The organism is Ruegeria sp. HKCCA6837 (genome assembly GCF_013034475.1).
Classification (GTDB): Bacteria; Pseudomonadota; Alphaproteobacteria; order Rhodobacterales; family Rhodobacteraceae; genus Ruegeria.
The window spans coordinates 76,311-98,862 of record NZ_WQGD01000008.1; the positions used below are offsets into that span (position 1 = coordinate 76,311).

At 56.7% G+C, this 22,552-nt stretch carries 21 protein-coding genes; 16 read left to right on the top strand and 5 right to left on the bottom strand.

Annotation, left to right across the window (positions count from 1 at the left end; genetic code table 11):
- The first annotated feature begins 17 nt into the window (after positions 1 to 17).
- The gene (locus GOV91_RS12755; protein WP_171235795.1) at positions 18 to 1,370 is read left to right on the top strand and encodes an aminotransferase class III-fold pyridoxal phosphate-dependent enzyme; all 1,353 of its coding nucleotides are present in this window, start codon (positions 18 to 20) and stop codon (positions 1,368 to 1,370) included.
- 33 nt (positions 1,371 to 1,403) lie between these two features.
- Here GOV91_RS12755 and hpaR read toward each other — a convergent pair whose 3' ends face one another.
- On the bottom strand, positions 1,404 to 1,844 hold the full coding sequence (gene hpaR / locus GOV91_RS12760) for a homoprotocatechuate degradation operon regulator HpaR (protein ID WP_171176611.1): 441 nt from the start codon (positions 1,842 to 1,844) through the stop codon (positions 1,404 to 1,406).
- A gap of 105 nt (positions 1,845 to 1,949) precedes the next feature.
- Between hpaR and GOV91_RS12765 the strand changes: the two genes are divergently transcribed.
- The 8 genes from GOV91_RS12765 to GOV91_RS12800 all read left to right on the top strand — a co-directional run bounded on the left by GOV91_RS12765 (position 1,950) and on the right by GOV91_RS12800 (position 9,825).
- Positions 1,950 to 2,348, top strand: a complete 399-nt coding sequence (locus GOV91_RS12765) for a 5-carboxymethyl-2-hydroxymuconate Delta-isomerase (protein WP_171176613.1) — start codon at positions 1,950 to 1,952, stop codon at positions 2,346 to 2,348.
- A gap of 3 nt (positions 2,349 to 2,351) precedes the next feature.
- Positions 2,352 to 3,860 (top strand): 5-carboxymethyl-2-hydroxymuconate semialdehyde dehydrogenase, encoded by a 1,509-nt coding sequence (gene hpaE, locus GOV91_RS12770; protein ID WP_171176615.1) that lies wholly within the window; start codon positions 2,352 to 2,354, stop codon positions 3,858 to 3,860.
- Between the two features lie 57 nt (positions 3,861 to 3,917).
- Entirely contained in the window at positions 3,918 to 4,760 is an 843-nt protein-coding gene (gene hpaD, locus GOV91_RS12775) for a 3,4-dihydroxyphenylacetate 2,3-dioxygenase (RefSeq protein ID WP_171095184.1), read from the top strand.
- Positions 4,761 to 4,869: 109 nt separating this feature from the next.
- Positions 4,870 to 6,267, top strand: coding sequence for a pyridoxal-dependent decarboxylase (locus tag GOV91_RS12780; RefSeq protein ID WP_171235796.1), 1,398 nt, complete (start codon positions 4,870 to 4,872; stop codon positions 6,265 to 6,267).
- Complete coding sequence (locus tag GOV91_RS12785; protein ID WP_171235797.1) at positions 6,264 to 7,118, top strand: fumarylacetoacetate hydrolase family protein; 855 nt, start codon at positions 6,264 to 6,266, stop codon at positions 7,116 to 7,118. Before GOV91_RS12780 ends, GOV91_RS12785 begins: the two co-directional genes overlap by 4 nt.
- Complete coding sequence (hpaH, locus tag GOV91_RS12790) at positions 7,115 to 7,915, top strand: 2-oxo-hept-4-ene-1,7-dioate hydratase (RefSeq protein ID WP_171235798.1); 801 nt, start codon at positions 7,115 to 7,117, stop codon at positions 7,913 to 7,915. Before GOV91_RS12785 ends, hpaH begins: the two co-directional genes overlap by 4 nt.
- Positions 7,916 to 7,926: 11 nt before the next feature.
- Positions 7,927 to 8,982: an aldolase/citrate lyase family protein gene (locus GOV91_RS12795; protein WP_171235799.1), complete on the top strand. Its 1,056-nt coding sequence runs from the start codon at positions 7,927 to 7,929 to the stop codon at positions 8,980 to 8,982.
- Positions 8,983 to 9,234: 252 nt separating this feature from the next.
- A complete protein-coding gene (locus tag GOV91_RS12800) occupies positions 9,235 to 9,825 on the top strand; it encodes a hypothetical protein (RefSeq protein ID WP_171235800.1) in 591 nt (196 codons plus the stop codon).
- Positions 9,826 to 9,849: 24 nt separating this feature from the next.
- On the opposite strand, the gene GOV91_RS12805 is transcribed toward GOV91_RS12800, so the two are convergent.
- The 4 genes from GOV91_RS12805 to paaG are packed head-to-tail and all read right to left on the bottom strand — an operon-like array spanning position 9,850 to position 12,998.
- The gene (locus tag GOV91_RS12805; RefSeq protein WP_171235801.1) at positions 9,850 to 10,446 is read right to left on the bottom strand and encodes a TetR/AcrR family transcriptional regulator; all 597 of its coding nucleotides are present in this window, start codon (positions 10,444 to 10,446) and stop codon (positions 9,850 to 9,852) included.
- Positions 10,447 to 10,449: 3 nt separating this feature from the next.
- Positions 10,450 to 11,760: a phenylacetate--CoA ligase PaaK gene (paaK, locus tag GOV91_RS12810; protein ID WP_171235802.1), complete on the bottom strand. Its 1,311-nt coding sequence runs from the start codon at positions 11,758 to 11,760 to the stop codon at positions 10,450 to 10,452.
- 24 nt (positions 11,761 to 11,784) lie between these two features.
- Complete coding sequence (gene paaI / locus GOV91_RS12815; protein WP_171176632.1) at positions 11,785 to 12,210, bottom strand: hydroxyphenylacetyl-CoA thioesterase PaaI; 426 nt, start codon at positions 12,208 to 12,210, stop codon at positions 11,785 to 11,787.
- A gap of 2 nt (positions 12,211 to 12,212) precedes the next feature.
- Complete coding sequence (gene paaG, locus GOV91_RS12820; RefSeq protein ID WP_171176634.1) at positions 12,213 to 12,998, bottom strand: 2-(1,2-epoxy-1,2-dihydrophenyl)acetyl-CoA isomerase PaaG; 786 nt, start codon at positions 12,996 to 12,998, stop codon at positions 12,213 to 12,215.
- A gap of 103 nt (positions 12,999 to 13,101) precedes the next feature.
- Between paaG and GOV91_RS12825 the strand changes: the two genes are divergently transcribed.
- The 7 genes from GOV91_RS12825 to GOV91_RS12855 all read left to right on the top strand — a co-directional run bounded on the left by GOV91_RS12825 (position 13,102) and on the right by GOV91_RS12855 (position 22,350).
- Positions 13,102 to 15,135, top strand: coding sequence for a 3-hydroxyacyl-CoA dehydrogenase NAD-binding domain-containing protein (locus tag GOV91_RS12825; protein ID WP_171235803.1), 2,034 nt, complete (start codon positions 13,102 to 13,104; stop codon positions 15,133 to 15,135).
- 70 nt (positions 15,136 to 15,205) lie between these two features.
- A complete protein-coding gene (locus GOV91_RS12830; RefSeq protein ID WP_171235804.1) occupies positions 15,206 to 16,225 on the top strand; it encodes a TRAP transporter substrate-binding protein in 1,020 nt (339 codons plus the stop codon).
- A 57-nt stretch (positions 16,226 to 16,282) separates the two neighbouring features.
- Positions 16,283 to 16,786: a TRAP transporter small permease gene (locus GOV91_RS12835; protein ID WP_171176640.1), complete on the top strand. Its 504-nt coding sequence runs from the start codon at positions 16,283 to 16,285 to the stop codon at positions 16,784 to 16,786.
- Positions 16,786 to 18,138 (top strand): TRAP transporter large permease, encoded by a 1,353-nt coding sequence (locus GOV91_RS12840; RefSeq protein ID WP_171235805.1) that lies wholly within the window; start codon positions 16,786 to 16,788, stop codon positions 18,136 to 18,138. The genes GOV91_RS12835 and GOV91_RS12840 overlap by 1 nt, the downstream gene beginning before the upstream one ends.
- Entirely contained in the window at positions 18,138 to 19,325 is a 1,188-nt protein-coding gene (locus tag GOV91_RS12845; RefSeq protein ID WP_171235806.1) for a cytochrome P450, read from the top strand. The genes GOV91_RS12840 and GOV91_RS12845 overlap by 1 nt, the downstream gene beginning before the upstream one ends.
- A 117-nt stretch (positions 19,326 to 19,442) precedes the next feature.
- On the top strand, positions 19,443 to 21,473 hold the full coding sequence (gene paaZ, locus GOV91_RS12850; protein ID WP_171235807.1) for a phenylacetic acid degradation bifunctional protein PaaZ: 2,031 nt from the start codon (positions 19,443 to 19,445) through the stop codon (positions 21,471 to 21,473).
- A 61-nt stretch (positions 21,474 to 21,534) separates the two neighbouring features.
- The gene (locus tag GOV91_RS12855; protein ID WP_171176648.1) at positions 21,535 to 22,350 is read left to right on the top strand and encodes a PaaX family transcriptional regulator C-terminal domain-containing protein; all 816 of its coding nucleotides are present in this window, start codon (positions 21,535 to 21,537) and stop codon (positions 22,348 to 22,350) included.
- Positions 22,351 to 22,552 lie beyond the last annotated feature (202 nt).

Sequence of the window (22,552 nt, forward strand, 5' to 3'; positions counted from 1 at the left end):
TTCCGGAGGCCCGCACCATGAAAGACTCGAACTTTCTGAAGGAAAACAACGCCCGTTATTTCTGGCACCCGATGGCGCATCCTGCCGACAGTCAAAAGAACCCACCGACCATTTTGAATGGCGGTGAGGGTGTCAGCATTATTGATGTTGATGGTCACAAAGCGCTGGATGCCGTGGGGGGGCTGTGGAACGTCAATTTGGGCTATTCCTGCGAACCGGTGAAACAGGCCATTGCCGATCAGCTGAACGCGTTGCCTTATTACTCGACCTTTCGCGGAACCAGCAATGACAAAGCCATTGAACTGTCTTATGAGCTGGCGCAGTTTTTCGCACCTGACGGTTTGACCCGCGCGTTCTTTACGTCGGGTGGATCGGACTCTGTCGAAATTGCGCTGAAGCTTGCACGGCAATATCACAAGGTGAGGGGCGATGCTGGTCGCACCAAGTTCATCAGCCTCAAGCAGGGCTATCACGGCACCCATTTCGCGGCCGCCTCGGTCAACGGCAACCAAAAGTTTCGCGCGGTCTATGAGCCGATGATGCCGGGTTGTTTTCACGTGCCTGCACCCTGGACCTATCGCAACCCGTTTGATGAGGCGGACCCCGAGCGTCTGGCGCAACTTTGCGTCAAGGCGTTAGAGGCCGAGATCGCCTTTCAAGGGGCGAACACGGTTGCGGCGTTTATCATGGAGCCGGTTCTGGGGGCAGGGGGTGTGATCCCACCGCACAAAGGCTTCATGCCCATGGTGCGCGAGGTGTGTTCCAAACACGGTATCCTGTTGATTTCGGACGAAATCATTACCGCATTTGGTCGAACTGGCAGCGAAAGCGGCGCGCGACATTGGGGCGTTCAGCCGGACATCATGACAACAGCAAAAGCGATCACCAACGGGTACTTTCCGTTCGGCGCGGCAATGATTTCGGGCTCTGTCGCTGAAGTCTTCGAAAAGGACACTACGGGGCTGGCATCGGTCGATCAGGGCTACACCTACTCCGGTCATCCGGTTGGGGCAGCGGCGGCACTGGCTGCTCTGTCCGAGATCAACCGGCTGCGGGTTTGGGAAAACGCCGCAGCGCGAGGGGGTGAATTATTCGCCGGGTTGCGGAAGCTGGCCGAGAAACACGACGCGATCGGCGACGTACGCGGTGGCGAGGGATTAATGTGCGCGTTGGAACTGGTTTCCGATCGGGCGACCAAAGCTCCCGTCGCTAAGCACCTGCCGTTGCAGGTTCAAAAAGCGGCTTACGAAGATGGCGTGATGGTACGAGTATCCGGAAACAACATCATTCTGTCGCCCCCGCTGGTTATCACCTCAGACGATGTGTCCAAGATTTTGTCAGCGTTGGATACTGGTCTGTCGACTCTTTGAGCTTTAGGTCTGCCCTGTCGACTGAAGGCAGGGTCAGACTTTAACCGCCTGCAATTCCTCTAGCAGGTCCAGCAATTGGTCCAGCTTTTCACGACCCATCTGAGCCTCGATATTGCTGGAAATCGCAAGTGACGTGGCCAGGTTTTCCCTAAGGATCGACCGGCCTGCATCCGTGATCGTGACCATGGTACGGCGCTTGTCGTCACTGTCCTGGCGGCGGGTGATCTGGGCATCAGCCTCCATTGTGCGCAAGATGCGGGTCACGCTTGGAAGCAGCAGACAAGCCTCGTGCGCAATAGTGCTTTGCTCCACTTCGCCCAGCTCATCCAGGACGCGCAAGATGCGCCATTTCTGTTCGGTTATCTGGATGCCTTGCAGCATATCCCGGATCGGGGCCATGACGGTTTCACGGGCACGCAGCAGCGCGATAGGAAGGGATCGGGCGGTGCTTTTGGTATGGCTTTGAGTGGTCATGCGGCCTTCTAGAGCGGTGGTTCGGAAATTGCAAAGATTAACAAAGCAATCTCTTGACGTGAGGCTGGCAAAAAACTAAACATGTTAAGTAATAGAGGAGGAATCATGCCACATTTCCACGTCGAATATTCCGGGAACCTGGAAGGCAAGATCGACATGGGTGGCCTGTGCGAATGCATAAGGGCAACAGCTGCCGAGATCGACACCTTTCCGATGCCGGGCATTCGCGTGCGCGCAACGCGCGTGGACCACTATGCAATTGCGGATGGAAATCCGGGCCATGGGTTTGTTGATATCTCGATCCGCCTGCGTGCAGGGAGGTCGGAAGACGTCAAGCAGGACGCGACGCGGCGTATATTTGACGCGGTCAAAGCCTATCTGGCGCCGGCTCTTTCGCAGCATTCCATCGCTCTGTCGCTTGAGATGCGCGACATTGACCCAAAGCTTTCGCCCAAGACCGGCACGATCCGCGACCATCTGGCCGCGACTTCGCAGGAGACCTGAAATATGAGTGCGCTGGATACGAATATTGAAAAACTGACGAGCTTTCTGGCCCGGTTCAAGGAAGCCGGCATTCTCAATCGTATCGCTGGCGAAGACCGGGACGGGTCTGGCGGTGTGTTCCAATCCACTTCGCCTGTCGACAAATCTGTGATCTGCGACGTTGCACATGGCACGGCTGATGATATTGATGCGGCGGCCAAGGCCGCCCATGCCGCGTTTGCTGAATGGCGCGACATGTCTGCCACCGAACGCCGCCGCATCTTGTTGCGCGTTGCTGATGCCATCGAAGCGCGGGCCGAGGAAATCGCGCTGTGTGAATGCTGGGACACGGGCCAGACTCTTCGCTTCATGTCCAAGGCCGCGTTGCGCGGGGCAGAGAATTTTCGGTATTTTGCAGATCAGGTGGTTCAGGCGCGCGACGGGCAACATCTGAAATCCCCGACGCTGATGAACGTCACCACGCGCGTTCCAATTGGCCCGGTCGGTGTGATTACCCCATGGAACACACCGTTCATGCTGTCGACCTGGAAAATCGCACCAGCATTGGCTGCGGGCTGCACGGTGGTTCACAAGCCTGCTGAAGACTCTCCGCTGACGGCCCGCCTGCTGGTGGAGATCGCCGAAGAGGCCGGGCTGCCCAAAGGCGTGCTGAACACGGTAAATGGGTTTGGCCCTGATGCAGGCAAAGCTTTGTGCGAACATAAGCTGATCAAGGCGATTGCGTTTGTCGGCGAAAGCCGCACCGGCAGTCTGATCGTCAAGCAAGGCGCGGACACGCACAAGCGCAACCATCTGGAGTTGGGCGGAAAAAACCCTGTGATCGTGTTCGATGACGCCGATCTGGATCGCGCGCTGGATGCGGTGATCTTCATGATCTATTCGATCAATGGCGAGCGCTGCACCTCATCTTCGCGGTTGCTGGTGCAGGATACGATCAAAGAAGAGTTCGAGGCAAAGCTGGTCCAACGTGTGAACAACATCAAGGTGGGCCACCCGTTGGACCCGGCGACCGAGATTGGGCCATTGGTGACCGAGGAGCATTACAACAAAGTCACCAGCTACTTCGACATCGCCAAAAAGGACGGTGCAACCGTCGCTGCCGGTGGGGTCAAGGTGGGCAATGAAGGCTACTTTATCCGTCCGACCTTGTTCACCAACGCCACCAACCAGATGCGCATCGCGCGCGAGGAGATCTTTGGCCCTGTTCTGACCTCGATCCCCTTCGCAACCGAGGACGAGGCGCTTCAGATTGCCAACGACACGCCCTATGGTTTGACGGGTTATGTCTGGACCAATGACCTGACCCGTGCCTTGCGCTTTACAGACAAGCTGGAGGCTGGGATGATTTGGGTGAATTCAGAAAACGTGCGTCACCTGCCTACGCCCTTTGGCGGGGTCAAAGCGTCTGGAATCGGGCGCGACGGCGGGGATTGGAGCTTTGAGTTCTATATGGAACAAAAGCACATCGGTTTCGCAACCGGTCAGCACAAGATCATGCAATTGGGGAAATAATCGCCTCAGGTGGTTCCCCCGAACTGGGACCACCAGAACGCATTAGGAGGAACCGTCATGGGAAAGATCGTACAGGCCGCGAAAATAACGCATGTACCCAGCATCTGGATGTCCCACACGATGCCGAAATACAAAGGTATCCGGCAATCTGCCATTGATGGGTATGCCCGCCTGCGTCAGGACGCGATAGACCGCGAAGTCGAGACGTTCATTGTGTTCGATACCCACTGGATCACCAATCAGGGCTTTCACCTGAACACGAAAGAGCACCATAAGGGTCGATTCATAAGCCACGAACTGCCGCATATGTTAGCGGATATGGAGTTCGACTATCGCGGCGATCATGAACTTGGGGAAACGATCCTTGATGTTCTGCGCGAGCGTGGAGAGCGGGCGCTGGGCCATTCGCATCCAGATATGGGTATGGAATACGGAACCCTGTTGCCCATGCATTTCATCAACGAAGGGGTGAATGCGCGGGTCTTGCCTGTGGCCGTCAATCAATTCTCATCGATTGCGGAAAACCGGGTTTGGGGTGAGGCTATTGCCGAAGGCATCCGGCGTTCTGACCGCAACGTGTCTGTTCTGGCATCAGGGTCTCTCAGCCATGATTTCACCCCGAATGAACGATCGGTCGAAGGGTTGAACGCGGTGAATGGTGAGTTCAACCGCCAGATGGACATGCGCGTGTTGGAATTATGGGAACAGGGCCGTTTTGAAGAGTTCCTTGAAATGCTGCCTGACTACGCCAAGAAATGCACCGGAGAGTGCGCCATGAACGACACCGCCCTGCTGTTCGGAGCGCTGGGTTGGGGTAGCTACAAGGGCAAAATCGACATCTATACCCCATATTTCGGCAGTTCCGGCACCGGTCAGGCGAATGTCAGTTTCTCGGTCTGACATCGGACAATCGGAACTGTTTTATAACATAAAAAATTCGCTCGTTGTTGTGCTGCATCTTGCGGGGACCGGGCGGGCTGATCTTTCAGCGACAACAAAAGGTTAACGCATGGATTGGGACACGTTTTCGCATTGGGGCCAGCACATTTCGAAATGGGCGGCCGACTACCATAAGACACTTGCGGAACGCCCCGTGCGCGCGCAGACCGCACCGGGGGAAATTGCGGCCCAGCTTGTGGCAACCCCGCCCGAGGCGGGTGAGCCGATGGATGCCATCATGGCCGATTTTGAACGGATCGTGATGCCAGGTATCACCCATTGGCAACACCCACGCTTCTTTGCCTATTTTCCAGCCAATGCCGCGCCCCCGTCGATGCTGGCCGAGATGCTGGTCACGACAATCGCGGCGCAATGCATGTTGTGGCAAACCTCGCCCGCCGCCACCGAGGTCGAAGGTGTCATGGTCGACTGGTTGCGGCAGGCCCTCGGGCTGCCCGAAGGTATGACCGGGGTTATACAGGACAGCGCCTCATCCGCCACTTTATCGGCGGTTCTGACGATGCGGGAAAGGGCCACGGGCTTCACTGGCAACCGCGAAGGTTTGAACACCAAGGGCGCGCTGCGGATCTATTGCTCGGATCAAGTGCATTCGTCCATCGACAGGGCCTGCTGGGTCGCGGGGATTGGACAGGACAATCTGGTCAAGCTGCCGACCTTGGGTTCCAACTTTGCGATTGATGCCTCTGCACTTGAAGCCGCCATTAAAAGCGATATCGCAGCCGGTCATGTTCCGGCCGGTATTATTGCGATCACAGGTGGAACCGGTGTTGGGGCCTGTGATGACTTGGTGGCCGTGGCGGATATCGCGCAAAAACACGACCTTTACACCCATCTCGACGCAGCTTGGGCCGGATCAGCCATGATCTGCCCCGAATTTCGCGAAGCCCTTTGGAGGGGTGCTGACCGCTATGACAGCATTGTCTTCAACCCGCATAAATGGATGGGCGCGCAATTCGATTGCGCCATCCAGTTCTTGCGGGATGCAGCACCACAGCTCAACACGCTGAAGATCGAGCCGGAATACCTCAAGACAACCGGAGCAGAGGTGACGAATTACTCGGAGTGGACGATCCCTCTGGGGCGCAGGTTCCGGGCGTTAAAGATCTGGTTTCTGTTGCGCTCATACGGATTGGAAGGACTCCGCACGCGCATCCGCAATCACGTGACGTGGGCGAAGGAACTCGCTGATCAGATCGGAGCGATGGAGGGGTTCGAGATCACGACCGGCCCGATCTTAAGCCTGTTTTCGTTCCGGTGTCCGGGAGACGATGCAATGCAGCAGCGGTTGGTCGATGCGTTGAACGATGATGGGCGGATTTATCTCACCCAAGGCATGTTCGACGGCCGCAAGATCATCCGCTTTCAGGTCGGGCAGTTCGATACAACCCGAGATGACGTCCTGATGGCGGCCGACGTGATCCGGGACGTGTGGGAGACACTTGAATGAAGTTTGCAACTTTCTTAGCGGGTGAGGAACGGTTTTTCGGAGCAATCACTGACGACGGTGCGATCGCATTGAACCAAGCGTTCCCCGATCACGACAGCCTTTACGAGGTGATTGCCGCGGGGGCGTTCGAGCGACTTGCAAAAGCCGCTGAGGGCAAAGCCATCACGCATACCGAATTCACCTATGACATGGTGATGCCAGATGCGCGCCGTATCCTGTGTGTCGGCGTGAACTTCCCTGACCGGAATGCAGAATACAAGGACGGCAGCGAACAGCCCAAGTACATGTCGCTTTTTCCGCGCTTTGCTAGCGGCTTCACCGGTCATGACCGCCCTCTGATCCGGCCACCGGAAAACCACACTCTGGACTATGAAGGTGAAGTGGCCATCGTGATCGGCAAGACTGGTCGCCGCATTTTACAGGACGACGCATACAACCACATCGCGGCGCTGACCTTGTGCAATGAAGGCACCATTCGCGATTGGGTGCGACACGCAAAGTTCAATGTCACGCAAGGTAAGAACTGGGACAATTCGGGGGCCATTGGTCCATGGTTGGTGCCGTTCACGGACGCGGCCCAACTGGATGATGCCCGCATCCAGACCCGCGTGAACGGTGAGCTTCGGCAGGACGACACTCTGAACCGCATGATGTTCCCGATCCGGCGCGAGATTGAATACATCTCGACCTTCATGATTCTTCAACCCGGCGACATTATTGTCACTGGTACACCAACAGGGGCAGGGGCACGGTTCGACCCGCCGAAGTACCTGGTGCCCGGAGATGTTGTCGAGGTGTCCGTCGAAGGTATCGGAACCCTGCGCAACACGGTGGAGGACGAACAGGTATGACGACCGAAGACCACGCCCGAGCCGCCGCCGAATTGTTGCAAGCCGAACGCAGGCGCGAACAGATCGGCCTGCTTAGCCTGCGGCACCCCGAGATGGGTATGGATGACGCTTATGAGATTCAGAACGCCATCTATCGCCAGAAACTGGCCGAAGGGCGCAAGGTGATCGGGTGGAAGATTGGGCTGACTTCGAAGGCGATGCAATATGCCTTGAACATCGACATTCCCGACAGTGGAATTTTGTTTGATGACATGGCGTTTGACAATGGCGCGACCGTTCCGGCAGGCCGTTTCATTCAGCCCCGGATTGAGGCCGAGATCGCCTTTGTTATGAAGTCCGCCGTTGGTGGCGAAAACGTATCTCGCGACGACATCATCGCTGCCACGGATTACGTCGCCCCTGCACTGGAAATTCTGGACACTCGCATACAAAGAGTGGATTCCGAGACCGGCAAGGCGCGCACTGTCTTTGACACGATCAGCGACAACGCCGCCAATGCAGGCATCGTTTTGGGTGCCGAACGCCACGCGGTTGGTGCATTTGACCTGCGTTGGGTTGGGGCGCTTACATTCCGCAATGGTGAGATTGAAGAAACCGGACTTGGCGCCGGTGTGTTGAATGACCCTATTGAAAGCGTGGTTTGGTTGGCGCGTCGCATGGCGCAATATGGTCAGAGCATCGAACCGGGGCAGACTATTTTGTCCGGCAGTTTCATCCGCCCCGTCGAATGCCCCTCGGGCACCAAAATTCACGCGGATTTCGGGCCGTTTGGCTCGGTCGATATCAATTTCGCCTGAAAGGAATACCAATGCCTGCGCCACAAAATGCATTCAAGGCTGCGTTAAAGGCCGGCTCTCCGCAGATCGGATGCTGGGTTGGTTTGGCCAATGCCTATGCGGTCGAGATCGCTGCCACAGCGCAGTTCGATTGGTTGCTGGTTGATGGCGAACACGCGCCTAACGATCTGCAATCGATCCTCGAACAGGTGCGCGTGATTGAGGGGTCCGGCAGTGTGCCGGTTGCACGCTTGCCGATCGGCGAAACCTGGATGATCAAGCAATATCTGGACGCCGGTGTTCAGAATATTCTGGTGCCGATGGTCGAAAGCGGCGATCAGGCGCGCGAACTGGTGCGGGCCGTTCAGTATCCACCGCATGGTGTTCGAGGTGTTGGATCATCGTTGGCGCGGGCGTCACGCTTTGCTGCGATCCCGGACTATTTGAAAACCGCCGACGAACAGATTTGCCTGCTTGTGCAGGTCGAGAACAACAAGGGCATGGACGCGCTGGACGATGTTCTGGCGACCGATGTGGATGGGGTGTTTATCGGTCCCGCCGACCTGGCCGCTGACATGGGCCATCTGGGGGATGCGAACCACCCTGATGTGGTTGCTGCGGTGCTGAATGCAATCCAACGTATTGTGGCAGCAGGCAAGGCCGCCGGGATTTTGACACTGAACCCGGATCTTCAACGCAAGTGTCTGGACCTTGGCGCAACTTTCGTAGCCACCAACATTGACGTGACCTTGTTTGCCAAATCAATCCGGTCTGCCGCTGTCGCGGGTCTGAGCCTGTTGCCTGATCAGACCGCAACAGGCATTGCGCAAACGAGCGCGGCCTCAAAATACCTGCAGCAGCTCTGCAAACATTGGTCGCACAAGGCCGAGATCTCCTTCGATGGAACACAGGGCAGCGTATCTTTCCCTGATGGCGATCGGGTGACATTGAAAGCAGATGCAACCGCTTTGACGGTGACCGCCACAACCGGCCCGCGAGGCGATCTGCGTCGTTGGCAACAGGTGATCGAGACGCATTTGATCCGCTTTGCGTTTCGAGAAGACCTGAGCATCGACTGGACAGCTTGATGTTTTTGATGCGGTAACCCTAAATGCTGATGTGAGGCGTGGGTTAGATCAAAAGGGTCGATGCTGAAGGTTGTTGTCCATCAAGGGTTTCACAAGACCGGAACCAGAACCCTGCAAACGATGCTGTACAGGAACCGTTTCCGGCTAAAGACCCGAGTCAAAGCTCTAGTGCCACGGAATTTGAAAGACGCTGGCGTTGCCGCGCGCCGTTTTTCAGTGGTACCGGAAGAAAGAACGCTTGAAAAATTTCGCATGAAATTCCGTCAGGTTCTGCTGTCGTTGGATGGCCACTCTGACTTGCCGTTGCTGATCAGCAGCGAAGAGTTTGCAGGCATGATCCCGGGACGCAAGGGTGTGTGGTCCTATGCCCAAACGCACATCCTTGCCGAAGTTATCTGTGAGGAAATCAACAGACTCACAGACAACAAGGCGCGGATCACATTCTTTTACACGACCAGAGATACTGCTGATTGGATCAAAAGCGTGTATTGGCAGAACATTCGCGGAAACAGAATACAAGAAGACCTTTGCGAATATACTGAACTGCTGAACCCGGGCGCGGACCTTGATGGCGTGGTGGCTCGGGTCGCCGAGCATATGTCTTCACGAGCTGACGTTATCTCTCTGAACACCTCGGGTCTGAGCGATCGTTTGTTTCCCGTCACCAAGGTGCTTTCGATTTTGAATGTACGGTCGGATGATCTGACACCCGTCCGCAACCTGAATGTTCAACCGGTTGGGGCCGCAGAACATTTCTTAGAACTGAACCGATCAGACATGACGGACGAGGATGTCATGATCGCAAAGCAAGCCTATCTGGATCGGTCTAAAGCCGCGACATAACGTTTTGTGTGCAGCGTTGTGCGCCTAAAGCTTTTGCACGCCATGCACTGTCAACGTGCTGACCAGATCGGCATAGTCTTCGCGGGCTTTGGGGCCCGCGCCGGTATTCCACATATAATACCAGTTCAGCATCCCGAAGACCGACATCGTGGCACCGCGCAACTTGTCTTTGGCATCGTCGAAAGCTTCGGGAGACAACTCTTTGAGGATGTCGCGCACAAAATTCACCAAATCATGCTGATAGCCCCGCAGGAGTTTCTGCTGCTCGTCTGTCAGCGCGCTCATGCCGCTGATCTGTACGCGGTGCTCGTCATCTGCGCCCTGATAAGCAAACAGGATTTCGCGCACCGCTGTGCGCAGCTTCTGCTCGGGGTTCAAACCGCTAAGATCCACGTTACAGATCCGATCTCTTAACTCGCGCAGGTATGTTTCAAGGATGTCATACAGGATGGCATCCTTGCTGTCGTAGTAGTGGTAGATGTTGGCCTTCGAGATACCGCATTCTTTGGCCAGCAATGTCATCGATGCGCGATCAAACCCCTGATCGGCAAACACTTTGGCCGCCATTTTCAGGATCTGCTCCCGCTTTTGGTCGTGGTCTTTGGCGATTGTTCGGGCCACGGTTTATTCCTTATCGCGATTGTCGACGACACGCTTCGCCTTGCCCTGAGAGCGTTCGACGTCGCCGGGGTCACCTACAACAATTTCCGTTGAAACGCCAACAACGTCCTTGATCCGCTTGGTCAGCATTCGCGCCGCCGCAGTTTTGGAGAGTTCATCGGTGGAATCGGTTGAGGATTCAACAAATACACGCATCGCATCCATGCGGCCCGACTTATACAATTCGATCTGATAATACGGGGCAAGACCCCCCGTCGCCATGACCTGTTCTTCGATCTGGCTGGGGAAGACGTTGACGCCACGCAGGATCATCATGTCGTCGCTGCGACCTGTTATCTTTGCCATCCGGCGCATGGAACGTGCAGTTCCCGGCAGCAGGCATGTCAGGTCGCGCGTGCGATAACGGATCATTGGCAGCCCTTCCTTGGTCAGGGTTGTGAACACCAATTCACCAGTTTCGCCATCGGGCAGGACCTCACCGGACACGGGGTCGATGATTTCCGGCAGGAAGTGATCCTCCCAGATCACCGGACCGTCTTTGGTTTCAACGCATTCATTGGCCACCCCAGGACCCATGATCTCGGACAGGCCATAGATATCGACCGCATGCATATCAAACGCGGCTTCGACCTCGGCCCGCATCGCATCAGTCCAGGGTTCAGCACCAAACACACCAACCTTCAAAGAGCTTTCTCGGGGGTCGAGACCGGCCTTGTGGAACTGCTCAAGGATATTGAGCATATAGGACGGCGTCACCATGATCCCGTCGGGCCGAAAGTCGTTGATCAGGTTAACCTGCTTTTCGGTTTGCCCCCCGGACATGGGAACAACGGTCGCGCCAAGGCGTTCAATTCCATAATGGGCACCCAGCCCGCCGGTGAACAGCCCATAACCATAAGCATTGTGGACCATGTCGCCTTTGCGCAGTCCCGAAGCCCGCAGAGAGCGTGCGCCCAGATCCGCCCAGTTGTCGATGTCATTCTTGGTGTAACCCACCACGGTCGGTTTGCCTGTCGTGCCCGAGGACGCGTGAAGACGAATGATCTCGCTGCGCGGAACTGCGAACAAACCAAACGGGTAATTGACACGCAGATCGTTTTTGTATGTGAACGGAAACTTCGAAAGGTCGGACAGTTGCTGTAGATCGTCGGGATGCACACCGGCTTCGTCAAACCGCTGTTTGTACATGGCAACGTTGTCGTATGCGTGGCGTACGGACCACTTGAGTCGCTCAAGCTGTGTGGCGCGAATTTCGTCGATCGAGGCGATCTCGATCGGGTCAAGATCCGCTTTGTTTGGGGAAAGGTCTTCCATCGCGTCACTCCTCCAGTCGCGAAGCTATTCTTGAAAATTCTGACCACCCACTGCGCGGGACATGCCGCGAAACTCGGCGATCAGAGTGTTGTCTTGGTTGGTGACGCGAACGTCATAGATACCGCTGCGTCCGGACACAGTGACCTCTGTCGCGGTGGCTGTCAGACGGTCGCCTTTGCTTCCGGGGGCGAGGAAGCTGATCATTGTGTGTTGCGCGACGGTTGCCTTGTTTCGGCTATTGCAGGCAAAGGCAAAGGCGCTGTCGGCCAGAGCGTGGGTGACGCCCCCATGGCATGTGCCATGACCATTGCAGTGATGGCTGGCGACGGTCAGTGCCAGAACTGCGTGGCCTTCGTCAATCTCGACAAGCTCCATGCCGAACCATTTGCTTGCCTCGTCATTTGCCCACATTGCAGCGGCGGATTTTTCGGCGCGTTCCTTTGGTGTCATCGTCACCGCCCCTGAAAGTTTGGCGCGCGTTTTTCAAGGAAACTGGATACGCCTTCGGCATAATCCACGCTTTCCCCGCAGGTTTTCATCGCGTCCGCTTCAATCTCAAGCTGATCCGAAAGCGATGTGGTGGCCGCAGATTGAATGCATTGCTTTGTCAGGCCCAGCCCAAGTGTTGGGCCGTTCGCCAACTGCGCGGTAAGCGTGCGTGCCTCACTCATCAGTTGATCGTCGGGCAGTGTTTTCCAGATCAGTCCCCAATCCTCTGCCTGTTTGGCTGAAAGGGGTTGGGCGGTCAGAGCCAACCCCTTAGCGCGTGCTTCACCTAACAGGCGCGGCAAATGCCAACTGCCACCCGTATCCGGTATCAGGCCGACCTTGGAAAAGCTCTGAATGAATTTGGCACTTTCCCCAGCCACAACCATGTCACAGGCCAACGCAAGATTTGCACCTGCGCCTGCGGCGACTCCGTTTACGGCACAGATGACCGGGAACTCCAAGGACCGGATCAACCGGACCAGAGGCGCATAAAACGTTCGTACCGTTTTGCTCAGATCCGGAGGGCCATCCATTTTGGATGGATCGCGATCGCCCAGGTCTTGACCTGCGCAGAACCCGCGCCCGGCACCGGTCAGCAGTATTGCGCGGGCCCCGTTGTCGCGTGCGGTCTTCAATGCGTCTTGCAGGGCCGCGTGCATGTCTTCATTGAACGCGTTCAACTTGTCTGGGCGGTTCAGGGTAATTTCAACCCAGTTCCCGTTGTTTTCTACAAGTATTGTATCGCTCATGACGTTCTCTTCCGGCCTCGTTCCAACTTAATCATTGCATTAACCGAACGGTTGGTCAATATATGAACCAGTACCGAATCTGGACCGATCAAAAGGGTTGTCGATGTTGCAGTCGTCGCTGGTAAGTGTTGAATTAAAGGGTGACGTGGCTTGGGTCACGGTCAACAACCCGCCAGTGAACGCGACCTCGACCGGTGTTCGACAGGGGCTGTCCGACGCGGTTGATGCGGTTCAGGGCGCGCGCGTGGCGGTGTTGTGTTGCGCTGGCAGGACCTTCATCGCTGGTGGTGACATGTCCGAGTTTGATGCGCCGCCGATTGAGCCGCATTTACCGGATGTTGTTCAGAAGATCGAAGACAGCAAAGTGCCGTTTGTCGCCTGTATGCACGGTAACGTGCTGGGCGGCGGGTTTGAGATAGCGATGGCCTGTGCGTGGCGGATCGCAACGCCGGATACCGGTTTTGGTTTGCCCGAGGTCAATGTGGGACTGATCCCCGGGGCAGGTGGCACGCAACGCTTGCCGCGTCTTGTGGGGATGCAAGCTGCAATTGACATGGCGTGTTCCGGCAAGATCATGAAAGCTGAAGCACTGGCGGAACTCGGTGGCATTGATTTGATCGCCGACGACCTATTGGATGCAGTTTCGGGATTTGTTGCCGACTTGCCTGAACGTCCGCTGCCTGTCAATCAGCGCACTGTGCCGGACTTTGCGCCCGATCTGTTTGAAACAAGCCGTCTGGCGTTGCGGAAACGCGCCAAAGGGCAGCAGTCGCCGCTGGAAAACCTGAGCGCTCTCGGCTGGTCCGTTGAGCCATTCGCCGAGGGGCAACCGAAAGAACGCGCCCGCCATTTGGGCCTGCGCCAAAGCGCTGAAAGCCGATCGTTACGCCACGCATTCTTTGCCGAACGCACCGTGTCGAGACCTGCGTTGATCAAGGGCATTACTGCGCGCGACATCACCCGGATCGCGGTTGCGGGCGGCGGGCTGATGGGCGCAGGCATTGCCACGGCCGCCCTGAATGGTGGACTATCGGTCACTTTGATCGAGCAGGACGCCGAGGCTGCATTGGCGGCGAAGGGGCGGGTTGAATCTCTGCTTCAAGGGGCTGTTAATCGGGGCAAGTTGTCCGAGGCGCAGCTGCGAGACCACCTGTCCAAATTCAAGGCTGCCCATAGCTATACCGCGGCGGCGGATGCCGAGTTGGCAATCGAGGCCGTGTTCGAAGACTTGCCCGTCAAACAGGCAGTATTTGCGGAGCTTGCCAGCCATATGCACCGGGATGCAATCCTGGCCACGAATACGTCCTACCTAGATCCGGTAGACATCTTTGAGGACGTAGAAAACAAGGCACGTTGCATTGGCCTGCATTTCTTCAGCCCGGCCCATGTGATGAAGCTGCTTGAGATCGTACATACGCCTGATACGTCGCCCGAAGTTTTGGCCACAGGTTTCGCCTTGGGCAGAAAGCTGCGGAAAGTGTCGGTTCTTTCGGGTATCTGCGATGGGTTCATAGGCAACCGCATGCTGGCGGCGTATCGGCGCGAGGCTGATTATCTTCTGGCCGATGGGGCGCTGCCTTATCAGGTGGATCAAGCGATGCGCGCGTTTGGGATGCCTATGGGACCTTATGAGCTGCAGGATCTGACCGGTCTTCAGATCGCCTGGGCCAATCGCAAGCGCAATGCCGAAACACGAAACCCTGATGAACGCTATGTCACCATCGCCGACCAATTGTGTGAGATGGGGCGGCTTGGCCAACGTACCGGCAAAGGATGGTACCGGTACGAAGATGGCAACCGTAAACCGGTCCGCGACCCGGAAGTTGAGGCGTTGATCGAAACCTACTCGGCCGAACAGGGCATAAACCGCCGAAGCTTTACAGAGCAGGACATTTCCTCGCGTATTCTAGCGGTTCTGGCCAACGAGGGAGCTTTAATCGTTCAGGAACGCATCGCGGAAAACGCGGAATCTGTCGATATGGTGCAAATCCATGGATATGGATTCCCGCGGTGGCGTGGCGGGCCAATGAACTACAGCAAGGAAATCGGCATCGCAATTTCGCGTGCAACGATGTTGACAGTTGCGAACGAAAACCCCGGCTCTTGGAGGATCGCGGACCATTCGGGGGATCTTTAATATGTTGATGGTTACAAAAGCGACCATTAACGCATTCTCGAGTCATGTTTCACAGGGAGGAGACAGAACCATGAAATTCACCAAGCTAAGCACATTATTGGCGTCGGCCGCGTTGGCCGTTTCGGGCACAGTGGCACTGGCTGCGGATTATACGCTGACCATTTCAAGCTGGGCGCCGCCGACCCATGGCATCAACGCCAAGATGTGGCCGAAATTCGTGGAGATGGTTGAAGAGGCGACAGACGGTAAGGTTACGGCAGAACTCAAGCTGGGCATTGCGCCGCCACCGGCGCAGATGGACTTGATCATGGATGGTGCAGCTGATGCGTCGATCATCTTCCATGGCTATCAACCCGGTCGTTTTGTCACCACCAAAATGATCGAACTGCCCGGATACGAGGGCTCGGCCGAGGACGCCTCGGTCGCTTATTGGCGCACATATGACAAGTTCCTCAAAGAGGCAGACGAACATCGCGGTGTGAAGGTGATCGCTCTGCACACGCATGGCCCTGCCCAGTTACATTCCAGCAGCCCTGTGACCACGCTGGATGAGGTGTCGGGCCTCAAGGTGCGTATCCCCGGTGGTGTAGGCGGGGACGTTGGTACGGCTCTGGGTGCGACCGGCATTCAGGTCCCTGCGCCGAAAGTCTATGAAACCCTGGCCTCGAAAGCTGCTGATGGGGTTGTGATGCCCTTTGAATCCCGCAAGGGCTTCAAGCTGACCGAAGTGGCACAGAATGTTTACGAAGTTCCAGGTGGTCTCTATCGCGGATCGTTTGCCTTCATCATGAACGAAGACACTTTTGCCGATCTGCCCGAAGATCTGCAGGCTGCTTTGGAAGAGAACGTCTTTGGTGAACCGCTGAGCCGCGAGATTGGCAAAATCTGGGACGAGATTGACGCTATCGGTCGCGAAGCAACCGAAACCACCGAGGGCAACGCGATCAACGCGGCCTCTGCTGAAGATCTTGAAAAATTCAACACGATTGCCGTCGACGTGCGCGCCAAGGTCATTGACGAAGTCAACGGCGCGGGCATCGACGCTCAAGCCGCTTATGACATGATCGTAAATGAAATGGCTTCGCAGTAATGCAGCCCGGCTGGCGGGCATGACCCGCCAGCCCTTTTCACCCGCCGGGGACCAATCATGCACTCACTCGTGACCTTTGCGCGACGCATCAGTGTCGTTCCGACGCTGCTGGCCTGTGTGGCGCTGTTTATCCTGATGGTGATGACCTTTTTCGACGTTATCTTGCGTTCTGTCTTCAACGCGCCAATCGAGGCTGCGACTGAGCTGACACGTATTCTGATGGCGATCCTTGTCTTTTCGGTCCTGCCCATAATATCGGCCGGACGCGGACAGATCGCCGTGGACCTGACAGACGGGATTTTCGCACGTCTGCGGCTGAGCCGGGTGCGGGACGCGATTGTGTATCTGGTATCCGGCATCATGCTGATCTGGCCAATTCAGCGCGTCTGGGTGTTGGCAGAGCGGGCGCGGGACTATGGCGATGTCACCGAATACCTGTCGATTCCTGTCTTCTACGTGGGTTGGTTCATCGCTGCCTTCACCGCGATCACTGCTATCGCGATGATCATCACCGGGATTTTGCACATTTTTGCCCCCCAAGCCTTGTCGGAGCACTCCTGATGACTGCAGCTTTGATCGGTTTCGCCCTTGTCCTTGTTCTTGTGCTCCTGCGCCTGCCCATTGTGTTTGCGATGGGGCTCGTTGGGACGCTTGGCTTTGCATATGAACGCGGCGGCAGCATCCTGTCCGAACGTGGGTTGAAGGCTGCGATGTCCATGGTAGGCCGCCAGATCACTGATACGGCGCAGGATTACGGGCTGTCTGTTGTGCCGCTGTTCATCCTGATGGGCCTGTTCGTCAACAAGGGTGGCCTTGCGCGTGAACTTTATGCGGTATCGAACGCCTTCCTGGGCCATTTCCGCGGCGGCATCGCCATGGCCACGGTTGCAGCCTGTGGTGGGTTTTCTGCCATTTGTGGCTCGTCGCTGGCCACAGCGGCAACGATGTCGAAAGTCGCGATGCCGGAAATGCGCCGCTATGGGTACTCGGATGAGTTGTCGACGGCGTCGATTGCTGCCGGTGGAACATTGGGCATTCTGATCCCGCCATCGGTCATTTTGGTAATCTATGGCCTTTTGACCGAAACCTCGATTGGCAAGCTTTTCGTTGCGGGAATAATTCCCGGCGTGTTGGGCATCCTGTTCTATCTGCTGGCGGTGCGTTGGACCGTTTGGCGCAGACCCGACGCCGGACCAGCAGGAGAGCGGCATGGCTGGGGCGAACGCCTTTCGGCACTGCGCTCGGTCTGGGCCGTGTTACTGCTGTTCTTCCTTGTGATCGGCGGGTTGTACGGGGTGTTTGACTTCTATCCGCTGAACCTGACCTTCAGCCCGACCGAGGCAGCTGGCATGGGCGCAATGGGTGCCTTCCTGATTGCGCTGTCTCGGGGTGGGCTAACCCTGGGTTCCACCTTTGAGGTGTTGAAAGAGACCAGTTTCACCGCCGCGGCGCTGTTCTCGGTTCTGATCGGAGCTCAGATCTTTTCGAACTTCATCAACTTGGCTGGCCTTCCCGAGGCACTGATCGCTTTGGTGACGGCCTATGAGGTTGAGCCGTTTATGGTGATCCTGATGATCCTCGGGATCTACATCATTCTGGGCTGTGTCTTTGAATCGCTGTCGATGCTGCTGCTGACAGTGCCTATCTTTTTCCCGCTGGTGACATCGCTGGGTTATGATCCGATCTGGTTTGGCATCGTTGTCGTTGTCGTGACTGAGATCAGCTTGATCACTCCCCCGGTCGGTTTGAACGTGTTCATTCTGAAAGGTGTGGTGGGGGATGTCTCAACCGGGACCATCTTTAAGGGCGTCACGCCGTTTTGGGTGGCGGATATCTTCCGCCTGGCGCTGATCGTTCTGGTGCCATGGCTGGTGCTGGTTCTGCCGGAACATATGGGAGCGATGGGTCACTGATGTTCTCTCTGACCGAACTTCCAACCGGTTTTCACGCGGACCCTTACCCGGCCTATGCCGCGCTGCGCGAAGACACGCCTGTCTGCTTTCAAGCCGATGGGTCTGTCATCCTTTCGCGCTATGACGATCTGTATCTGGTGTATCGGGACACGACACGGTTCATTTCGGACAAGAAGGCGGTTTTCGGGCCGAAATACGGGGTCGACAGCCCTTTATACGAACATCACACGACCAGTTTGGTGTTCAATGATCCGCCTTTGCACACCCGTGTTCGTAAGGTGATGGTCGGTGCGATGAACCCGCGGGCGCTGGCGCAGATGGAGCCTGGCCTGGTGCAGCTGGTCGACGGCTTGCTGGACCAGATGCAGGCCAAGGGCACCGTTGAGTTGATCGAGGATTTTGCCGGGGCCATCCCGATTGAGATTATCGGCAACTTACTGGGCATTCCCCGATCCGAGCGCGGCCCCTTGCGGGATTGGTCTCTGGCCATTTTGGGCGCTTTGGAGCCTCAGCTAACCCAGGAACAAGAAGACTGGGGAAATCGCGCGGTGTCTGACTTCAAGGCATTCCTGCGCCACATCATAGATGATCGTCGCGCCAATCCAGGTGACCCGTCAACGGACGTGCTGACACGATTGATGCAGGATGACACCGATGGCGGGTTGACCGAGGTCGAGCTGTACCAGAACTGCATTTTCATCCTGAATGCTGGGCATGAGACCACGACCAATCTGATCGGCAACGCGCTGGAGTTGCTGGACCGGCACCGTGACAAGCGGGCCGAGTTGCTGGCCGACCCAGAGCTTATAAACACAGCCGCGGACGAGTTTCTGAGATTGGAAAGCCCCAACCAATTCGGCAACCGTTTGACCACCGAGGATGTCATCTTCCACGGCCAAACCATTCCCGCCGGAACAGATATCCATCTTTGCATCGGAGCCGCCAACCGCGACCCGCGACAGTTTGAGCGGCCCGATGAAATGATGTTGGACCGACGCCCCAATAAACACCACGCCTTTGCTGGCGGGCCACACACCTGCGTCGGCCTGACTCTGGCCCGCATGGAAGGCCGCGTGGCGGTCGGGCGGTTTCTAACCCGCTTCCCGGATTACTGTATCACCGATGGTGCTGAACGCGGCGGCCGTATCCGGTTTCGGGGTTTCGCGCGACTTCCCGCGCAGGTTTGAAGGGTACGGTTTGTGGTGTTGCTGTGCAAAAATAACGACCGACCGTACGGTTAAAGATATGACCTCGCACGTTTGACTAGATGATGTGAGGATCCAGACACTGATGAGGAGACGCTCATGACCATCCAACAGATATCCAGCTTTGCCGCCGGTGCATGGGTGCCGCCTGGTGCCGGGGCGCGCAATATTGCCAGCGCCGTAACGGGCGAGGTGATTGCAACTGCGGGCAACGCGGCACTGGATGTGCAAGGAATGCTGGACTACGCGCGCGACGTCGGTGGGCCGGCCCTGCGCAAGATGACCTTTCATGAGCGGGCCAAGATGCTCAAGGCGGTGTCGCTGCATCTGGGCCAGCACAAGCAGGCGCTCTATGATCTGTCTTTCAACACAGGCGCGACGCAGTCGGACCACATGATCGACATCGACGGCGGCATTGGCACGATGTTTGTCTTTGCCTCGAAAGGACGCCGGGAAATGCCGGACGGGCATGTCTACCTGGACGGTGATGTTGAGCAACTATCGCGCAACGGGACCTTTCTGGGCCAGCACATCTGCACCCCGTTGCACGGTGTGGCGGTTCACATCAATGCATTCAACTTTCCGGTCTGGGGAATGTTGGAGAAATTGGCGCCAACTCTGTTGGCCGGTGTTCCGGCCATCGTTAAACCGGCGACGAATTCTTGCTACGTGACCGAGCTGTGCGTGCGGTTGATGTTGGATTCCGGTATTTTGCCCGCCGGGGCGCTTCAGTTGGTGTCGGGCGGTTTGGGCGACATGCTGGACCGTTTGACCCTTCAGGATGTGGTCAGCTTTACCGGCTCGGCAGATACGGCGTTGAAATTGCGATCCAACCCCGTGATCCTTGAAAACTCTGTGCGGTTTGTGGCGGAACAGGATAGCCTTAATTGCTCGATACTTGGCCCAGATGCCAAGCCGGGTACGCCTGAGTTCGACCTTTTCGTCAAAGAGGTCCAGCGCGAGATGACGGCGAAGGCTGGTCAGAAATGTACCGCAATCCGTCGGATCATCGCGCCAGAGGTGCAGGTGCAAGCCGTGATCGAGGCGTTGTCCGCGCGGCTGGCCAAAACCGTTATCGGCGACCCAAGGCTTGAAACCACCCGCATGGGCGCATTGGTCTCGAATGGTCAGAAACGTGACGTTCTGGAAAAGGCGACGATCATTGGCCAAGAGGCCGAGCGTGTCTTTGGCAACCCGGATGATTTTGCGGTCGATGGAGCAGATCCTGAAAAAGGGGCCTTCCTACCGCCGATGCTTTACCATTGTGCCAACCCTGACGCGGCGCAGCGTGTGCACGATACCGAAGCTTTTGGGCCGGTCAGCACGGTCATGGGCTATCGCGATCTCGACCATGCGATTGAACTGGCAAACCGGGGGCAAGGATCTTTGGTGGCGTCGGTCATCACGCATGATCCTGACGTGGCGCTTAAGGTCGCCATTGGGGCAGGGGCGTATCATGGGCGTTTGTACTTCAACAACGGTGACTCGATGAAAGAATCCACCGGTCACGGTTCACCTTTGCCTCATATGGTGCATGGCGGCCCCGGACGCGCTGGCGGCGGCGAAGAGATGGGCGGCGTGCGTGGTGTTAAACACTATATGCAACGGACCGCCATTCAGGGCTCACCTGATCTTTTGACCGCGATTGGAAACAGATGGGTGCCCGGCGCGACCGAGGTCAAAGGCCCCGCCCATCCGTTCACGCGCAGGTTTCATGACCTTGCGATTGGCGAGACCATCCACACGGAACCGCGCACCATCACAATGGAAGACATTGAACACTTCGCCACTTTCACAGGCGATACCTTCTATGCCCATATGGATCAGGCGGCGGCGGAGCGGAACCCGTTCTTTCCGGGTCGCGTCGCCCATGGCTATTTGTTGCTGTCATTTGCCGCTGGATTGTTTGTCGAACCAAATGAAGGGCCGGTGCTGGCCAATACCGGTCTGGATGGGTTGCGTTTTATGAAGCCGGTTGAAGCCGGTGACAGCATCAAAGTGCGCCTGACGGTCAAGGCCAAAACTAAGCGCAATGACGAATATGGCGAAGTTCGTTGGCACGTCACGCTGACTCAGCAAGATGACGAACAGGTCGCAGAATATGAGCTATTGACGATGGTTGCTTACTAGCCACTTGGATGCTTGCGATGGGCCGGATGGTAATTCCCTTCGGTCCGATTATACTTCGTGTATGAAAGACATCAGCCCTGATTGGTTCGAAACCTGTGTCAGTCAACTGACCAACACCGGCACACAGCGGGTGTGGTCAGTGCTGGTTACGATATTTGGAGATTTGGCGCCCAGCGGATCGGACCGGGTCAGTGGCAGCTTGATCACGGCGCTCACCAGTCTGGCCGGAATCAAGTCTGAGGCGACGCGTGTTGCACTACATCGGCTGCGGAAAGAAGGTTGGATCGAAAGTACGCGGGTGGGGCGCACCAGCGTGCACCGCTTGACGGATTTTGGTCGCAGCCAAAGTGCCGCCGCCGCGCCGCGTATCTATTCCCGTGAGACCGACAAGCCGGACATCTGGCATGTGCTGATCGCCAGCGGTTCTGAAAGTTCCCGCAAAGAACTGTCAGATCTGATGCTCATTGGTGACTATATCTCAGTCAATGCCTCTACGGCCATGGCACCGGGCCCGGCCCCTGATGGGCTGGAAGACCTGCTGGGGATTGAAAGCAGTGCCATATCAGTGCCCGATTGGATGCGAGATTTGTGTGGGCCTGAACCTCTGAAAGACGCTTACAGTCAGTTCTGGACCACTCTTCAGTTCGTCGAGCATCATTTGCCCACCAAGGGGATGGAAGACCCCCTGCAAACTGCCGTTCTGCGTGTTCTGATCGTTCATGGGTGGCGGCGGCTTATCCTACGCCATCCCCCTTTGCCACCTGCCTTTCTGCCAGAAGACTGGAAAGGTGCGGAGTGCCGACAGTCCGTGGTGCAGCTGTTAGACAGGTTGCCTCGCCCGAACCTTGCGTCGCTGGAAGCCGTTTTAGACGATTGATTCCGAGCGGGACGTGAGCGTCGCCCGGTCAGCTAAGTATTGTTTGGATCACCGCCTTAGGCGGCCCCGAATATCGCAACGATAAAGTTCTGACTTTATATGTTACAAAAATGGTGAACGTGGTCAAAGAAAGGTAACATAAAGCTTGCCTCGAATCGGTTACTTTAATAAAAACCGACCAGACGGTTAATGAATACTGACG

What these genes read in the sequence shown, in the direction of transcription:
- GOV91_RS12755 (WP_171235795.1), top strand. Translation starts at nt 18, where the DNA reads ATGAAAGACTCGAACTTTCTGAAGGAAAACAACGCCCGTTATTTCTGG.
- hpaR (WP_171176611.1), bottom strand. Translation starts at nt 1,844, where the DNA reads ATGACCACTCAAAGCCATACCAAAAGCACCGCCCGATCCCTTCCTATC.
- GOV91_RS12765 (WP_171176613.1), top strand. Translation starts at nt 1,950, where the DNA reads ATGCCACATTTCCACGTCGAATATTCCGGGAACCTGGAAGGCAAGATC.
- hpaE (WP_171176615.1), top strand. Translation starts at nt 2,352, where the DNA reads ATGAGTGCGCTGGATACGAATATTGAAAAACTGACGAGCTTTCTGGCC.
- hpaD (WP_171095184.1), top strand. Translation starts at nt 3,918, where the DNA reads ATGGGAAAGATCGTACAGGCCGCGAAAATAACGCATGTACCCAGCATC.
- GOV91_RS12780 (WP_171235796.1), top strand. Translation starts at nt 4,870, where the DNA reads ATGGATTGGGACACGTTTTCGCATTGGGGCCAGCACATTTCGAAATGG.
- GOV91_RS12785 (WP_171235797.1), top strand. Translation starts at nt 6,264, where the DNA reads ATGAAGTTTGCAACTTTCTTAGCGGGTGAGGAACGGTTTTTCGGAGCA.
- hpaH (WP_171235798.1), top strand. Translation starts at nt 7,115, where the DNA reads ATGACGACCGAAGACCACGCCCGAGCCGCCGCCGAATTGTTGCAAGCC.
- GOV91_RS12795 (WP_171235799.1), top strand. Translation starts at nt 7,927, where the DNA reads ATGCCTGCGCCACAAAATGCATTCAAGGCTGCGTTAAAGGCCGGCTCT.
- GOV91_RS12800 (WP_171235800.1), top strand. Translation starts at nt 9,235, where the DNA reads ATGAAATTCCGTCAGGTTCTGCTGTCGTTGGATGGCCACTCTGACTTG.
- paaK (WP_171235802.1), bottom strand. Translation starts at nt 11,760, where the DNA reads ATGGAAGACCTTTCCCCAAACAAAGCGGATCTTGACCCGATCGAGATC.
- paaI (WP_171176632.1), bottom strand. Translation starts at nt 12,210, where the DNA reads ATGACACCAAAGGAACGCGCCGAAAAATCCGCCGCTGCAATGTGGGCA.
- paaG (WP_171176634.1), bottom strand. Translation starts at nt 12,998, where the DNA reads ATGAGCGATACAATACTTGTAGAAAACAACGGGAACTGGGTTGAAATT.
- GOV91_RS12825 (WP_171235803.1), top strand. Translation starts at nt 13,102, where the DNA reads ATGTTGCAGTCGTCGCTGGTAAGTGTTGAATTAAAGGGTGACGTGGCT.
- GOV91_RS12830 (WP_171235804.1), top strand. Translation starts at nt 15,206, where the DNA reads ATGAAATTCACCAAGCTAAGCACATTATTGGCGTCGGCCGCGTTGGCC.
- GOV91_RS12835 (WP_171176640.1), top strand. Translation starts at nt 16,283, where the DNA reads ATGCACTCACTCGTGACCTTTGCGCGACGCATCAGTGTCGTTCCGACG.
- GOV91_RS12840 (WP_171235805.1), top strand. Translation starts at nt 16,786, where the DNA reads ATGACTGCAGCTTTGATCGGTTTCGCCCTTGTCCTTGTTCTTGTGCTC.
- GOV91_RS12845 (WP_171235806.1), top strand. Translation starts at nt 18,138, where the DNA reads ATGTTCTCTCTGACCGAACTTCCAACCGGTTTTCACGCGGACCCTTAC.
- paaZ (WP_171235807.1), top strand. Translation starts at nt 19,443, where the DNA reads ATGACCATCCAACAGATATCCAGCTTTGCCGCCGGTGCATGGGTGCCG.
- GOV91_RS12855 (WP_171176648.1), top strand. Translation starts at nt 21,535, where the DNA reads ATGAAAGACATCAGCCCTGATTGGTTCGAAACCTGTGTCAGTCAACTG.